Origin of the sequence: Candidatus Poriferisodalis sp. (assembly GCF_965214215.1) — a bacterium.
GTDB lineage: Bacteria > Actinomycetota > Acidimicrobiia > Acidimicrobiales > Poriferisodalaceae > Poriferisodalis.
Genome location: NZ_CBDCBD010000003.1, coordinates 1,243,506 through 1,257,815, shown reverse-complemented (window position 1 = coordinate 1,257,815; position 14,310 = coordinate 1,243,506). Strand labels below are relative to the sequence as shown.

Genomic DNA, 14,310 nt, shown 5'->3' with positions numbered 1-14,310 from the left:
GATTGGGGGGCGATGATCGCAGGGGCCCATCGCCACGAAGCCCGCGATCGGGGGCCGGATGCCGTCCGGGCACGCCTGCTGAGGGCCGCGACCGAGTTGTTGTCCCAACGCACACCGTTCGACGTGACCGTACGCCAGATCGCCGAGCGAGCCGGCGTCAACCACGGGCAGATCCATCACTATTTCGGTTCCAAGGACGGACTGATCGCGGCGACGATCGCCGATGGCGCTGCGCGCTACCACCAGGACCGCATGCACGACGGTCAACACTTTCCCCTGCCGCTCGATGCGGCCAACCGGCCGGCTGGATGGCGCACACTCGCTTACCTCGCAAGCACTGGGGCGTGGCGCCAACCACCGTTCGAACCGTCGCCGGTCGTCGGCTGGTTGGCGCATCGGCGGGCCGACGACATCGGGCGCCCGGCAAACGACCCCGAGGTGATGGCGGTCACCGCTGCGACTACGGCACTGCAGCGCGGCTGGTGGATCTTTCGCGACATGATCCTCTACGCGCTTGCCCCGTTCGACCCCGACGTCGACGCGATCTGCGAGGACCTTTCGACGCGATCGATGCGACTCCTCGACCCGATCCGCTCAGAGGTCGACGAGCCGGCCGATGTGCCCGAGGCGCCAACCGTCGAGCCGGCACTCAAGCACGACCGCGGCCCTGAAGCCGTGCGGGCCAAACTGATCTCCGCCACGACGGCGCTCCTGCGCGACGCCACGCCGTCCGCCATCACCCTGAAGGACATCGCAACCGAGGCGGGAGTCAATCATGGCCAGGTGCACCACTACTGCGCGTCGAAGGAACACCTGATCGCGAGCTGCATCCAACACCGAGCCGCCGCCTTGCTGGAGAGCGGCGCCGCCGAGGCGAACATCGTGCCGATCCACGCCGAACGCCGTCTTCCGCTCTGGCGCACGCTCGCGCACCTCGCCGCAACCGAGGAATGGGATCATGAGGCGTACACCCGCTCGCCCATGGTCGCCCGCATGGTCGAAACGGTCGCTGAACGCACGGGCCGCGCCACGACCGACCCAACCGTGCACGGCCAGGTGGTCGCCGTCCACGCGCTCGACCTCGGCTGGGGCATCTATCGCAACATCATCGAGTACGGGCTCGAGCCGCTCGGTGGCGACCTCGTGGCGATGCGCCGGTATCTCGCCGCCCTCTCCACCCAACTCGTCGACCCCGACGTCCACACACTGCAACCAACCCAAGGTTCACCCTCATGACCGACACCGCTGCTTCCGCCAGGCTTCGTTCGATCGACCACCTGTTCGCCCGCGATTGGATCCAGCTCTCCGAGCGGGTCCACGTGGCGGTCGGCTATGGCGTGTCCACCTTCTCGTTCGTTGTCGGCGACACCGGTGTCGTCGCCGTCGACTCCGGATCGGTGCCGGCCCTGTCGACCGAGGCGATCGCCGAGCTGCGCAACCACACCGATCTGCCAATCGTGGGACTCGTCTACACCCATGGCCACCCGGACCACACCGGCGGCGCACCCGCGTTCCTCGACGAGAACCCCGACATCGAGATCTGGGGCAACGTTCGCTTCGGCGACGAGGCGCGGCGCTTCGCTCGCAACGGCGCATCGATCGCGCAGGTTCGCGGCAAGCGCCAGGCCGGGTTCTTGCTGCCGCCCGAGAAGCGGATCAACAACGGCATCGCACCGGCGATTTACCCGAAGGCGGGCGCGCTGGCGGGTGGGCCCGGGGGCGGCCCCGACCGTCGCACCTTCCCCACCGAGACGTTCGACGCCAACGGAGTCGTGGAACTCGGCGGGGTGACCCTCGAAGTCACGTCGAACCCAGGCGAGACACAGGACCAGATCATGACGTGGTTCGCTCAGGACAGGGTCGTCTTCGCCGGCGACAACATGTATCGGTCGTGGCCCAACCTCTACGCGATTCGCGGCACGCAATACCGCGATGTCCGCGACTGGTGCGAATCGGTCGACCGCATGCGGGAACTCAAGGCCGAGCATCTCGTCCTGGGCCACACCACGCCTTTCTCCGGCGCCGCGGAAGTCGACGAGGCGATCGGCACCTACAGCCGAGCGATGTGGCACGTCTACAACGCGACGATCGAGGGGATGAACGCGGGCAAGACCCCCGACGAGCTGGCCCATGAAGTGACGTTGCCGCGCGACCTCGCCGACAACCCGATGCTCGGCGAGTACTACGGAAACGTCAGCTGGAGTGTGCGGGCGATCTTCACGGGCGTGCTCGGCTGGTTCGACGGCAACCCCGCAAGCATGAACCCGCTGCATCCGGCCGACCGAAGTGGCCGCATCGCCGAGCTCGCGGGTGGTCCCGATGTCTTATTCGAGCGGGCCCAAGCCGCGATGGAAGGTGGTGAGGCCCAGTGGGCGGCCGAGCTGTGCGACATGGTGATCGCGCTCGACCATCGCACCGCCGAGGCGAAGAACCTGAAGGCCGACGCGATCGACGAGCTCGCCTACAACCTCGTCACCGCCACCGGCCGCAACTATCTCCACACCAGCGCGCAGGAACTGCGCGAGGCGGCCGCGACGCCGTGACCCCCTAGGAGGCCGCGTGCTTGCCGGCCTCCCAACCCATCCCGCCGAGGACCTCCGTCGCGAACTCGACCGGTGCCGTTTCGGTCTCGGTGGCGACGCTGTCGTTCCAGCAGGTGAGGAACCCGAACAGGGAGATCATCGCCATGAGGTCGACCAGTTCGGCCTCGACGTAGCCGACGTCGCGCAGCCGATCGAACTGTTCTGGTCCGGCCATGCTCGGCCGCTGCGCCGCGGCCAACGCAAGGTCGAGCGCGGCCCGCTCCCTATCGTCGAAGAGGTCGGAGGTCTGGTACTCCCAGATTGCGCGGATCTTGTTGGCATCGACGCCCTGCTGGGAGAGGTTCTTGGCCGCGTGGCTCTGGCAGTGCCGGCACCCGGCGATCTTCGACGTGAGCTCGGCCACCATGAACATGGTCTGCATCGGCACGGTCGACGACCCGCCGATCGATTGCTGGAGGTTCTGCACCGCCTTCGCAACCTCCGGGCGGCGGGCCAGCGTGAGTTGCGCATTCGAGTAGTAACCGGTGCGCTCGCACGACGCCTCCATCCGCTCCCGCATCTCGGGCGTGAGTTCGTCAAGGGTGAGGGGCCAGATGTTCGGCATCAGAAATCGCCTTTCAGACAGGTCGAGACGAGCGTTTGGAATTCCGCGACCCGCTCGCATGTGTTCCGGCCTAATCTAGTCCTCGACTAGATTTCGTTCCTGGGGGGATCCATGGACGTCAGCGGGAAGAACATCGTCATCACCGGAGGAGGCTCCGGTATCGGCGAAGGCATGGCGCGCCGCTTCGCCGCCGAAGGCGCGGCGAACATCGTCGTGGCTGACCTCGATGGCGACAATGCCCAGCGAGTCGCGCAAGAGGTGGACGGCCACGCCATCACGTGCGACGTCAGCGCCGAGGCCAACGTCGTCGCCATGATCGCGGCCGCCGACGATCACATGGGCCACATCGACATGATGGTGTCCAACGCCGGCATAGCGGGTGGTCGCGGTCTCGACACCCCGAGCGAACTCACCCAGAAGATGTTCGACATCCACGTCAACGCCCACATCTGGGCCGCCCGTGAAGTCGTTCCCGGCATGATCGAACGGGGCGGCGGCTACCTGCTCCACACGATTTCGGCCGCTGGTCTGATCTCAGGCCCGACACCGATGCCGTACGTCACCACCAAGCATGCGTCGTTTGGCTTCTCCGAGTGGTGCGGTATCCACCTCAAGCCGAAGGGCGTTGGCGTGTCGACCCTGTGTCCGACCATGGTCATCACACCCGGCTTCGCCCCGCCGAAGCCGCCCCCCGGCGCTGAGCCGCCCAAAGACCTCGCACCGCCGATGAGCGTCGAGGAGTGCATGGACGCCCTCATGGATGGACTGGCCGAGGAGCGTTTCATCATCCTCCCAGAACCGGGCGTCGCCGACATGTGGGCGGCCCGCGGCAACGACTACGACGCGTGGATCGGCCAGATGGGCGCCATGTTCGCAGACACGCCACCACCGGGAGCAAGAAGCTGACATGCCTGATGTCGAGAAGAAGAGCGTCCAGCACTTCATCGACGGCGAGTTTGTCGACAGCGCCGACGGTGCCACCTTCGAGTCGATCAGTCCGATCGACAACGAGGTGGTCGCCGACGTCGCGCTCGGCAGCGCCGAAGACGTCGACCGGGCGGTTCGGGCCGCACGACGGGCATTCGAAGAGGGGCCATGGCCGCGCATGTCGGCGGCCGAACGCGGCGCGATCCTGTACAAGCTTGCTGACCTGCTCGAGGCCAACCGCGGCGAGGTCGCGAACTGGGAAACCCGCGACACCGGCAAGCCGATCATGGCGTCGTCCACCCGCGACATCCATGGAACGACCGAGCGGTTCCGGTTCTTCGCCGACTACGCAAAGCAGTCGCTCGATCACGGCGACCACTTCGACAGTCTCGAGACCAACCAGAGCACCATCGTGGTGAAGGAGCCGGTCGGCGTCGTCGGGGCGATCGCTCCCTGGAACCTGCCGCTGCCGATGATGGGATGGAAGCTCGGCCCGGCGCTCGCGTTCGGCAACACCGTCGTGGCCAAGCCGTCGGAAGACTCGCCCATCACGACGTCACTTCTGGCGGAGATGTTCGCCGAAGCCGGGCTCCCCGACGGCGTCGTCAACGTCGTCAACGGCTTCGGACCCGGCAGCGCAGGCGGCGCGATCGTCGACCATCCCGGCGTCGACGCCATCACCTTCACCGGGTCGGGCGTTGCAGGGCGCGCGATCATGGCCGCGGCCGCACCGACGCTCAAAAAGGTGGCGCTCGAGCTCGGCGGGAAGAGCGCCAACATCTTCTTCGCCGACGCCGATCTGTCGAAGGCTGTCCCCGGCTCGGGTATGGCGATCTTCGGCAACTCCGGCCAGATGTGCATCGCGTGTTCGCGCATGTTCGTCCAGCGACCGATCTACGACCAGGTCGTCGAGATGACCGCAGCCATGGCCGAGAAGCTGCCGATCGGCGATCCGCGCGACCCGGCCACGATGATGGGGCCGGTGATCAACACCGAGGCCGTCGAACGCATCCAGCGCTACATCGAATTCTCCACCGAAGACGGCGCTCGCCTCGTGGCCGGCGGCTACAAGCTCGATGGCGAGTTCGCAGCCGGCAACTTCATCAAACCCACGGTCTTCGCGGACGCCACCAACGACATGCGTTCGTGTCGCGACGAGATCTTCGGGCCAGTGCAGCACATCATCCCGTTCGACACCGAAACCGAAGCGCTCAAGCTGGCCAACGACTGCGACTACGGCCTCGGCGGCGCGGTCTGGACGACCGATCTCGGCAAGGCGAACCGAGTCTCACGATCGATGCGGACCGGCTTCGTCTGGGTCAACGGCTACGCCCGCCACGACGACCGAGCGCCGTTCGGCGGCTACAAGCAGTCGGGCATCGGCCGCGAGGGCGGGAAGTACTCCGAGGAGTTCTTCACAGAGCAGAAGGGCATCGAGTTCACCTACTGAACTCGTCGAAAGGAACTGAGTCATGGAACCCGATCAGGACGCAACCGTTCACAAGTACGACGACATGGAGGTGTTGGCGTTCGGCGAAGGCATCGGTCTGCGACGGGCCGCCGTCGGCGGCCTCGTCCAAACCTGGATCGAGATGACCGAAGGCAACGCCTCGCCGCTCCATCGCCACGAACCCGAACAGACCATCGTGCTCGTCTCTGGCAAGCTCCGCGCCCGCAGCGGCAACAACGGGCAGGAGACCTACACCGAGATGGGGCCCGGCGACATGTTCATGGTGCCGTCCAACGTCATGCATCAGGTCGAAGCGCTCGAGGACTCCGTGTTCGTCGAAGCGTTCGGTCCGGGCTACGACGCGGACAAGGCGAGCAAGTCGCCTGAGAAGCGTCGCCAGGAGCGAGCCGCCGCCCGTGCCGCCGCGGCCGACGGCGAACCTGCTGCATGACCACGACGGTCACGATCACCGGGAGCGGCACTCCGATGCCGACCCCGGGCCGGGCCGGTCCGGGGGCCCTGATCCGCCACGGCGACACGGCCATCCAAATCGACGCCGGGCGGGCGACCGCCCTACGGCTCGTCGAGGCCGGCCTGGCGCTACCCGGTCTCGATGCGCTCCTGGTCACGCATCACCACAGCGACCACATGCTCGGCATCACCGACCTGGTGCTGGCTCGTTGGATCAGCAATGGCGCGGGCCCCTGCCCGAGTCTCCCGATCCACTGCCCCGCGGGGCCCGCCGAGACCTTCGTCGGATCGCTCTTCGATCAGCTCGGCGCCGACATCGAGAATCGCCGCGCCCAATTCCCCTACGTCGACGCACCCGAGCCCACGATGATCCCGTTCGAGGCCACGGCCGAACCCACGCTCGTTGCCGAGTACGGCGAGATCGCCATCCATACGGTGAGCGTCGACCACGGCGGCCTCGAACCTGCAGTCTGCTTCCGCTTCACCACGCCCGACGGCGTGATCCTGATCTCGGGCGACACGCGCGTGTGTGGCGCACTCGAAAAGCTCGCGGCAGACGCCGACGTGCTCGTGCACGAGGCGTTCTCAACCGACCTGCTCGCTCGCCGCGGCATGCCTGCCCCCGTGATCACGAACTTCTCGCACCACCATGCCGACGCCGGCGAAGTCGGCGCGCTCGCCGCGCGGCTCGATGTCTCCGAGCTCGTGATCACGCACATGATCCCGAGCCCGATGAACGCCGAGGAGACCGCGGTGTTCGCCGATGCAATCCGCGGCGCCGGCTTCGGCGGCGATCTCACGATCGCCGACGACCTCTTCACCGCGACGATCGATTCCGCGATCGCGGGATCGGGATCAGGGTCGGGGTCGGTGTAGGCCCCCTACGCCGCGCCGCCCTTGCGGAGGCGAGCAGCGTCGTGGAAGGTGACGCCGGGATTGGAAGTGAGCATGGCTGATTCGGGCCCGCTCGTTAGAAGTAGCCGTCGAAGTCCGGGCCGTCTAGGTCGTGTTCGAGGTGGAAGGTCTGCGCGACGGCCGTGGTCCACGCCGCGTGCGCGGCCATCGCCGTCGACTCGGTGAGTTCCTCGTCAGTCCAGCCGACCTCCCGGAGCGACTCGAGATCGGCGCCCACCGTGCCTGCCGGGTCGACCGCGATCTTTCGGACGTATGCGACGAGCAGCCGATCCTTCTCGCTCCATGCGTTGTTGGAGTCGCCCTCACGCATCACCCGTACGTCGGCCTCGTCGTAGCCGAACTCCTGCACCAGGAGCCGCGAGTGCCCTCCCGCGCAGTACGGACACTCACGCGCCTGGCTGGCTGCGACGAAGAGCATCTCCTTGAACTCACGGCTCAGGACACCGCCCAGGAAGATCGGATGGTAGAGGTCCTCCATGGCTTCGAGCGCCGGTGGTGACCACGCCAAGATCTGCCGAAGGAGCGTGGGCCGGCCATGGTCCTTTGCAAAGCTGTCGATCGCGGCTTGTGCCTCCGCATCGATCGAGTCGGCATCGGGGTAGGGAATCAGCGCCACGGCTCACCATCCAGGGTCGGGTCGTCGAGCAGACCGCCCGCCGCGCTCATCACGGTCATGTAGCCGGACAGGCTGACCATCGTGACCGCCTCGACGATCTGTCCGTTCGTCCAGCCGGAGTCCTTCAGGCGCTCGACGTCGGCCGCCACCATCTTGAAGGCCGTCTCCGTCGACTTGCGGCAGAACGCGAGCAACACGCCCTCGGCGGTCGTCGGTTCACCACCCTCCGCGTCGGCGATTAATGCGGCCAAGGCTTCGCGCTCGATGCCCTCGCGCATCGCCTGCGTGAACATGGCACCGGCGATGTAGGGATCGGAGCGCCATCGGGCCGACGCGCCGAGGATGACGAGTCGGAGCGTGGCATCGAGACGACCGTGCCCGACCATCCGTTCGTACATCTGATCGAACGCGGCGAGCCCGTCCGGGAAGTTCGCGATGACGCGGCGGGTCTCAGGAATGGCCGACTCGGCAATCGGCTCAATCTCGGCGAGCGGCAGATAGCTCAATCGTTCCTCCCCACCCGGTGCTACAGCACAGCGGACGTTGGAAACCCTACGTTGGGTGCACGATTGTTGACAATCTTCAATCCTGGGATCGACGCCGAGGGCGAGGAGATCGTCCACCAGTTCGGGGTGCTGCAAGACCACCCACGCGAGGCGGTCTACAACCTGTGCGGCAACCACGACCGAGGCATGTGGCGGACCCACTACCTCGTCAAGTGGAGCGTCCCGAAGAGCCACGTGCTGACGTTCACCGAGGGCAGCGACGAGGTCCGGGTTCGGTGCTACATGCACACCGACGAGTTCAGGACCCAGGGCTGGTACACCGACGACGAGCAGGTGTTGAAGCTGAGCCAGTCGTTCGCGGCCGGCTGACCCCGACTCGGGGAAGGGCAGCAGACCGTCGACAACCAGCACCACGCGCTCAACCCGCCGATACCGGCAGCGTCCGACACCTGAGCCGCTGAGCCAACGATCAACACGGTTTGCGGTCACTCCCGCGTTGGTGGGATGTTGGCCAGTTTTGTTTCCGCAGGTCAGATGGGGTGGATTTTGGCCCTCGCCGCGATCTCCACATTGCTTTGGGCGAATCTCCACATTGGTCCTCGATCCCGTGGTGGTCCTCACCGGCCGCTGCTGGGTACGCCCGCATGACGCGAGCCTCCGCCACGCTGGCCGCACCTCGCTGATTGCCGCCCACTGAAGCAGACTGCCCCCGTTGCGGCCTAGCGCCGTGCACACGCGGCCTGTGCGCCCCGCACTACACCGCGGCGTGGAAGGCGGGACGGCTCGCCGACCGCAACGGCAACCCGCTCGGGCCGCCCCCGCCTGCCGAGTGCACAAGCTGCCACGAAGTCAAACGGATCAAGAGCCGCGGGTTGTGCAGCAGATGCCACGTGGCGGCGACGCGGGCGGGGAGGCTCGAAGAAGTCGGTGATCCGCCGAAGCGCAGGCGCCGTGCGGACGCCGCCTCGGCGACTCACGAAGCCACGGAAGCGGCGTGACGGCTGCGGTTTGCGGGTCTGGGTCGGTTCGGAGCTTGGCTGCCGCCGTGTGGGCACGGCGACGATAATGGCGTTTATCGGAGTGCTTCATGGGATTGTGTGCGGCTCGGCAGGAATGAGATGAGCTGCAGGAGCAAGAGGGCATCGCGGACTTGCCGCCGCAGCGGAAGGGTGCGCGTTGTTGCCGCGGTGGTGGGAATCGTGCTCGTTGTGTCAGCGTGCAGCGAGGGCAGTACTGGGCGTCAGGACGCAACGACGCCGACTGTCGAGACAGGTGCTGCGGCGGAAATCGCAGCCGAGCCTGCGGCGACACCTGGAACGGCTTCGCCAGACCGGCTGGAGCCGGACGGCGAGTCAGGTGTTGTCGGGGATGCCGGCGGCAACCTGGCTGCAGCTCCAGCCGACTCCCCCGTGGTAAGACCAAACGCCGAGGTGAGGGCTGGACCGGACGCGGCCGATGTGGGAGCCGAGGACGAGCGCGACGCGCTGCCAGTGGAACCCACGCCGGAGGAATTGGCGGTGCTGCGGACGGCTCTTGATCTTTCGACGTCGGGCGGCGGCGTTCTCGCTGGGCACGCCAATTACTGGTGTGCATTGACGTCTGAGGGTCACATCGTGTGTTGGGGGACGCACCCGAGTCGCTTGGGGCAGCCGCCTCGCGGGGTGTTCACTTCGATATCTGTCGGTCACGATATGGCGTGCGCCATTCGTGCTGACGAGTCGCTGGTGTGCTGGGGGTCAGAGCGCCTTGGCGGCCTCGAAGTCCCGACTCCGGGCGGAGAATTCGCAAGTGTCACGCTCGGTAGCGGTCATGGGTGTGCCGTCCGGGTTGATGCCACCGTGGCGTGCTGGGGCAGCTTCCACTATCGAGAAGATGTGCCCGAGAACGCACGGGTACCCGATGGAGAATTCGTTTCGATTGCGGCACGAGACGATCAAACCTGCGGTGTCCGGATTGACGGCGATCTCATCTGCTGGGGGCTCATCGACCACGATCAGGTTCATCCTGTCGATGGGAAGTTCGTCAGCGTCGGCGGGTCCTGCGCTATTCGTGTTGACCGCTCCCTTGCCTGCTGGGACCGCTCCGAACGTCTCCGCTGGACAACAGCTATCCCATTTGGGGAGTTTCTCTCGGTCATAGCGACGGGCGACCGGGGTTGTGCAGTTGCTCTCGACGGCGCGCTTGTGTGCTGGGGATACGAGGACTTGATGCATCGAACGTCGGAAGTGTTTCCTGGTGAGCACATCGCGGTCGTAGCCACAACGCACGGCGTCTGTGCGCTCGCTTTCCACGGCAGTATCAGATGCTTCGACGACCACCACGGCTCGCCGATTCGCGGCCAGTTCGGGCCAGGCCGCGCATCGGTCCAGCTTCCCGGTCACGACACAGTGGCTGTCGACGACGCAAGGGGCGCGATGGGCGCCCGAGCACGCCGTGTCGGCATCGGCGACCACTTCAAGTGCATGTTGCAGGCCGATTCGACTATCCGCTGTTTCGGCTCGTTCCTGCAGTGGTATCACGAGACGAACGAGTTCATCGGCGCAGCGGCGCCTCCGGGCAGATTTGTCTCTGTGGTTGCCGGCCCGAATCAGGCATGTGCCTTGACGACGCAGCGTACGGCTGTGTGCTGGGGACCCGCTTCGCAGGAACGCGATCCCAGGTGGGGCGACCCGCTGGGTCCGGCTGCCATCCCGGGTGGCACTTTTGCGTTGCTTACGGCCGGACAATGGCACGCATGCGGGTTGCGCGACGATGGACGAGTCGAATGCTGGATCAGCGCTACCGGCAGCCTGCTCGACACGCCGGAAGGAAACTACGTGGATGTTTCTGCCGGTTCGGAGCACACCTGTGCTCTTCGCCTAGACGGTGTGATCGTCTGCTGGAGTGCTCGTGGAGATGAACCGAGTTGGCAGCATTCGGTGCCAGACGGCCGATATGTCAGGCTGGCATCGGGCGCGGATCAGTCGTGCGGGATTCGAGAAGGCGGCTTCGCCGCATGCTGGGGCGACTACCCAGACGCTCGACCCGATCCGGTTTTCGCCGCGTTCACCGACGTGGCGGCGGCAGTCGACCGCGCTTGTGGTCTGAGACCGGACAGCACCATCGCGTGCTGGGACCATTTCGGCTTTGAACAAGTGGCCCCGCCGACAGGAGTGTTCGTCGAGATATACGCCGGGTCGTCGGCTTCGTGCGCAATCGACGCCCAGAACCAAGTCACATGCTGGGGCCGCAATTTCGGGGGCCGAGCCTCGACGACCGGGCCCCAGTACACGTCGGTCTCGTCCGCCGACGGGTACTCATGCGGAATCCGCACCGACAAGGCCCTCTCATGCTGGGGGACGGAAGCGCCTGGCCTGCCGACGCTGCCCGCAGGAGAGTTCGCGCAGGTCGACCTCGGCACCTTCCGGCATTCCTGCGCGCTGCTAACCGACGGCTCCGCTCGATGCTGGGGCGATCTTTCCCATTTGGGCGTGGACGTGCTGCCTGAGACCTACACATCGGTCTCGGCCGGAGGAATCCATCTCTGCGGAATCCTCTCAGACAAGACGATCAAGTGCCGAGGATCATTCGAGCACGGACTCCGAACGCCTCCCGAAGGGCACTTCACCGCGGTCGCCAGCGGCGAGAAACACTCCTGCGCGCTCGACGACACCCAGTACATCGCCTGCTGGGGACTGGACTCCTACGGCCAGTCAAGCCCGCCGCAGGGCCGCTTCGAACACATCGCAGCCGGCCCGTACCACACCTGCGGTATCCGCGTCGGCGGCCGGGTCGACTGCTGGGGCCAGAACGCCGAAGGGCAAGCGTCGCCGCCCAGCGGCACATTCGTCAAGATTGCAGCCGACGCCGACCTCACCTGCGGAATCCGCTCGAACGCGACCATCACCTGCTGGGGCAAACCCGGCTTCCGCTCCGATGTCCCCACCGGCGAGTCCGCGGACCTCTCCGTCGGCTATTCGCACGCGTGCGCCCTCAGCACGACCGGAGACATCACCTGCTGGGGCCGCCTCGCGGGAGTGATGTGGCAGCCGCTCGGGAATGGAGAAATACGACTGATGCGCACAAGCAGACCGTGACGGCGACCAGCCGACATGTCGGCCGGACCCATGCGGCGCCAGCGCGAGTGGTGTGCGCGTGAGTCGCGTTCGGGCGGCTGCGGTCGGTGCGGTGTTCGCCTTCGTGGCGTTGTTGACGGTCGGGCAGGCGTCTGTGTCTGCGCAGTCTGAGGACGATGCGTCAGGCGAGAGCGAGCCGCAGTCCGCTGCCGATGACGGGACTGCGCCGGAATGGCCGTTCGTCGGCGTCGTCGGTTTGCAGTACGACCCTGAGCGTGAGAGCGGCGTCTTTGTGTTCTTGGATTCTGAGGCGGGTGCTCTCAGCGAGGTCGGTTTGGACCAGCGGCTTTGGCAGACCTATTGCCCCTACGAATTCTCTGCGAACCGAAACAGAGTCTTCTATTCCCTGGACGCGTTCGGGGATCATTCCTTGGAGTTTGTCGTCCCGTGGGGCGATGACGCTTACCCAGTTTTCCCCAGCGAGCGTTTTGTCGATTTCCATGCGCCCGCCGAGGACCAATCCGATGACGATGGTCACACTGGGAATCTGGATGCGGAGATGCGGTACGGCGTCCTGCGGGTGGACAACTCGACCGAGGTCGCCTACTACTGGCTTCCCTTCGATTTCGATACCAAGGGGCACGGGCTGGCGCTCGTCGACCCACAGGAAGGCGAGCAGAGGTTCGAGACCGAACCCGACGACGAGGAGCGCATCTGGGGGACGAGGGGCCGCGAATTGGGCGCTGCGGGGTTCTATTACGGCTTGGAGGTGCGCTACTCCGAACCCGCCTGCCAAGACGAGGACGCATTTGTCTTCGACGGCCGCACGGGCGAACTGGTGGCGTGCTTCCATTCATTAGGGGGTCCTTCGCCGGTGTTCGTCGGGCCGTCGTCGCTCGACACCGTTGAGCTTCCCAAGCCTTTCTCCGACAAGGTGTGCGACGGGTTCGATCTGGGCAAGCTCGACCCGAACGGTGCGCCTCAGGGAGAACCCGACTGATGGCCCGCCTGCGCTCCGCGTCGATACTGCTCGCGCTGGCGGTCCTCGGCGCCTGCACCGGTGCCGAGCCGTCGGACACCTCGGCGGCGGCATCGGGAACTGAGGTTGCCGAAGCGCCGACCGCAACCACAGCAGCCCCCGCCATGTCGGCCGCTCCGACACAGACAACTCTGTTGTCAGCCGAGCCTGCGTCCACTGCTGCGGCTCCGACGGTGAGCGCGCCCGCAGACGCAGACGACGCCGACACCGTTCCAGCAACCACAGCAGCTGACGGCGACACCGACGCCGCCCAAGACAGCGATCCAGAGGGCCAAGACACATCCGATGAACAAGATCTCAGCGGACAGCCTGACGCCCCGAACTTCAGCACCGGCCGCGCACCGGAGTGGCCGTTCTCGGGGCTGATCCAGCTTTGGTACAGCGGCGACAGAGAGTCGCATTGGTTCCTTCGCTACTGGCACTGGCACTCGACCGGCACAGTCGATGCCGAGGTATGGCTTCCCGGCTTCGAGACCGACTGCCTCGGCCAAACAGCAGTCGTGCTGCACGGCCCCGACGGCATCGAGGTCGGCACCACCGACGGCACCGACCCTTCCACCTACTGGCTCACTTGGAACGGCGGAGCGCACCCAACCCAACAGCCCACCGAACAACTCACCACCGAAGCAGCGACACGACCCTCCAACATCGAAACCCGCACCGAAGGCGACCTGCTTCACCTCGCCGTCGGCGACCAGTCACAGACCTACAGCCTGCGCGAACCCGTCCGCCCCGACGGACAGCGATGGATCGCCCAAGCCCGCCACGACGGCGACGTGCTCATCATCACCGCCCACCCAGCCCACCTGCCGTGCTTCTCAGGCGTCACGTGGCTCAGCCACGCACCAACCGGCCAACTGCTCGGCTGCGGCGCCAGCACCCACATCGTGCGCTTCGTCTCCCCCACACCGACAAACCCCGACAACCTCGTCCTGCCCTACCCAGAAGCACTCGGCACCTACCTCTCGTGCGCCCCGCCGCTCGACTTCGCACGCGTCACCCTGCCAAACCCATAGGCCATCGGCTCCCGCGTCGCCGAGCTTCGCCGGGACACGAGGCGCCCAGCATGCACGGGCTGTCTGCATGTCCGTTGCGTCTTGTCGGGGACGACCCGGATGCGGCACCGACGGCTGCGGAGATCACTGCGGCGTGGCATTCAGCCGGATCGGCCGAGCCTGATGGGA

General features: G+C 66.2%; 13 protein-coding genes. 10 read left to right on the top strand and 3 right to left on the bottom strand.

The window, feature by feature from the left end:
* The first annotated feature begins 12 nt into the window (after positions 1–12).
* Together ACOOF5_RS08090 and ACOOF5_RS08085 are read left to right on the top strand one after the other, a co-directional pair.
* Positions 13–1,236, top strand: coding sequence for a TetR/AcrR family transcriptional regulator (locus ACOOF5_RS08090; RefSeq protein ID WP_420437994.1), 1,224 nt, complete (start codon positions 13–15; stop codon positions 1,234–1,236).
* Positions 1,233–2,543: an alkyl sulfatase dimerization domain-containing protein gene (locus tag ACOOF5_RS08085; protein WP_420437993.1), complete on the top strand. Its 1,311-nt coding sequence runs from the start codon at positions 1,233–1,235 to the stop codon at positions 2,541–2,543. Before ACOOF5_RS08090 ends, ACOOF5_RS08085 begins: the two co-directional genes overlap by 4 nt.
* 4 nt (positions 2,544–2,547) lie before the next feature.
* Here the strand turns inward: ACOOF5_RS08085 and ACOOF5_RS08080 are convergent, their stop codons facing one another.
* Complete coding sequence (locus tag ACOOF5_RS08080; protein WP_420437992.1) at positions 2,548–3,147, bottom strand: carboxymuconolactone decarboxylase family protein; 600 nt, start codon at positions 3,145–3,147, stop codon at positions 2,548–2,550.
* A 111-nt stretch (positions 3,148–3,258) separates the two neighbouring features.
* Between ACOOF5_RS08080 and ACOOF5_RS08075 the strand changes: the two genes are divergently transcribed.
* The 4 genes from ACOOF5_RS08075 to ACOOF5_RS08060 are packed head-to-tail and all read left to right on the top strand — an operon-like array spanning position 3,259 to position 6,871.
* Complete coding sequence (locus ACOOF5_RS08075; protein WP_420437991.1) at positions 3,259–4,053, top strand: SDR family NAD(P)-dependent oxidoreductase; 795 nt, start codon at positions 3,259–3,261, stop codon at positions 4,051–4,053.
* Position 4,054: 1 nt separating this feature from the next.
* A complete protein-coding gene (locus ACOOF5_RS08070; protein ID WP_420437990.1) occupies positions 4,055–5,524 on the top strand; it encodes an aldehyde dehydrogenase family protein in 1,470 nt (489 codons plus the stop codon).
* 22 nt (positions 5,525–5,546) lie between these two features.
* On the top strand, positions 5,547–5,975 hold the full coding sequence (locus tag ACOOF5_RS08065; protein ID WP_420437989.1) for a cupin domain-containing protein: 429 nt from the start codon (positions 5,547–5,549) through the stop codon (positions 5,973–5,975).
* Positions 5,972–6,871 (top strand): MBL fold metallo-hydrolase, encoded by a 900-nt coding sequence (locus tag ACOOF5_RS08060; protein ID WP_420437988.1) that lies wholly within the window; start codon positions 5,972–5,974, stop codon positions 6,869–6,871. The genes ACOOF5_RS08065 and ACOOF5_RS08060 overlap by 4 nt, the downstream gene beginning before the upstream one ends.
* Before the next feature lie 94 nt (positions 6,872–6,965).
* Here ACOOF5_RS08060 and ACOOF5_RS08055 read toward each other — a convergent pair whose 3' ends face one another.
* Positions 6,966–7,526 (bottom strand): carboxymuconolactone decarboxylase family protein, encoded by a 561-nt coding sequence (locus ACOOF5_RS08055; protein WP_420437987.1) that lies wholly within the window; start codon positions 7,524–7,526, stop codon positions 6,966–6,968.
* Positions 7,517–8,032 (bottom strand): carboxymuconolactone decarboxylase family protein, encoded by a 516-nt coding sequence (locus ACOOF5_RS08050; RefSeq protein ID WP_420437986.1) that lies wholly within the window; start codon positions 8,030–8,032, stop codon positions 7,517–7,519. The genes ACOOF5_RS08055 and ACOOF5_RS08050 overlap by 10 nt, the downstream gene beginning before the upstream one ends.
* A gap of 63 nt (positions 8,033–8,095) precedes the next feature.
* On the opposite strand from ACOOF5_RS08050, the gene ACOOF5_RS08045 reads away from it, so the two are divergent.
* The 4 genes from ACOOF5_RS08045 to ACOOF5_RS08030 all read left to right on the top strand — a co-directional run bounded on the left by ACOOF5_RS08045 (position 8,096) and on the right by ACOOF5_RS08030 (position 14,142).
* Positions 8,096–8,401 (top strand): hypothetical protein, encoded by a 306-nt coding sequence (locus tag ACOOF5_RS08045; protein WP_420437985.1) that lies wholly within the window; start codon positions 8,096–8,098, stop codon positions 8,399–8,401.
* Positions 8,402–9,201: 800 nt separating this feature from the next.
* Positions 9,202–12,108 (top strand): RCC1 domain-containing protein, encoded by a 2,907-nt coding sequence (locus tag ACOOF5_RS08040; RefSeq protein ID WP_420437984.1) that lies wholly within the window; start codon positions 9,202–9,204, stop codon positions 12,106–12,108.
* 58 nt (positions 12,109–12,166) lie between these two features.
* A complete protein-coding gene (locus ACOOF5_RS08035; protein ID WP_420437983.1) occupies positions 12,167–13,087 on the top strand; it encodes a hypothetical protein in 921 nt (306 codons plus the stop codon).
* Entirely contained in the window at positions 13,087–14,142 is a 1,056-nt protein-coding gene (locus ACOOF5_RS08030; RefSeq protein WP_420437982.1) for a hypothetical protein, read from the top strand. The genes ACOOF5_RS08035 and ACOOF5_RS08030 overlap by 1 nt, the downstream gene beginning before the upstream one ends.
* Positions 14,143–14,310 lie beyond the last annotated feature (168 nt).

What these genes read in the sequence shown, in the direction of transcription:
- ACOOF5_RS08090 (WP_420437994.1), top strand. Translation starts at nt 13, where the DNA reads ATGATCGCAGGGGCCCATCGCCACGAAGCCCGCGATCGGGGGCCGGAT.
- ACOOF5_RS08085 (WP_420437993.1), top strand. Translation starts at nt 1,233, where the DNA reads ATGACCGACACCGCTGCTTCCGCCAGGCTTCGTTCGATCGACCACCTG.
- ACOOF5_RS08080 (WP_420437992.1), bottom strand. Translation starts at nt 3,147, where the DNA reads ATGCCGAACATCTGGCCCCTCACCCTTGACGAACTCACGCCCGAGATG.
- ACOOF5_RS08075 (WP_420437991.1), top strand. Translation starts at nt 3,259, where the DNA reads ATGGACGTCAGCGGGAAGAACATCGTCATCACCGGAGGAGGCTCCGGT.
- ACOOF5_RS08070 (WP_420437990.1), top strand. Translation starts at nt 4,055, where the DNA reads ATGCCTGATGTCGAGAAGAAGAGCGTCCAGCACTTCATCGACGGCGAG.
- ACOOF5_RS08065 (WP_420437989.1), top strand. Translation starts at nt 5,547, where the DNA reads ATGGAACCCGATCAGGACGCAACCGTTCACAAGTACGACGACATGGAG.
- ACOOF5_RS08060 (WP_420437988.1), top strand. Translation starts at nt 5,972, where the DNA reads ATGACCACGACGGTCACGATCACCGGGAGCGGCACTCCGATGCCGACC.
- ACOOF5_RS08030 (WP_420437982.1), top strand. Translation starts at nt 13,087, where the DNA reads ATGGCCCGCCTGCGCTCCGCGTCGATACTGCTCGCGCTGGCGGTCCTC.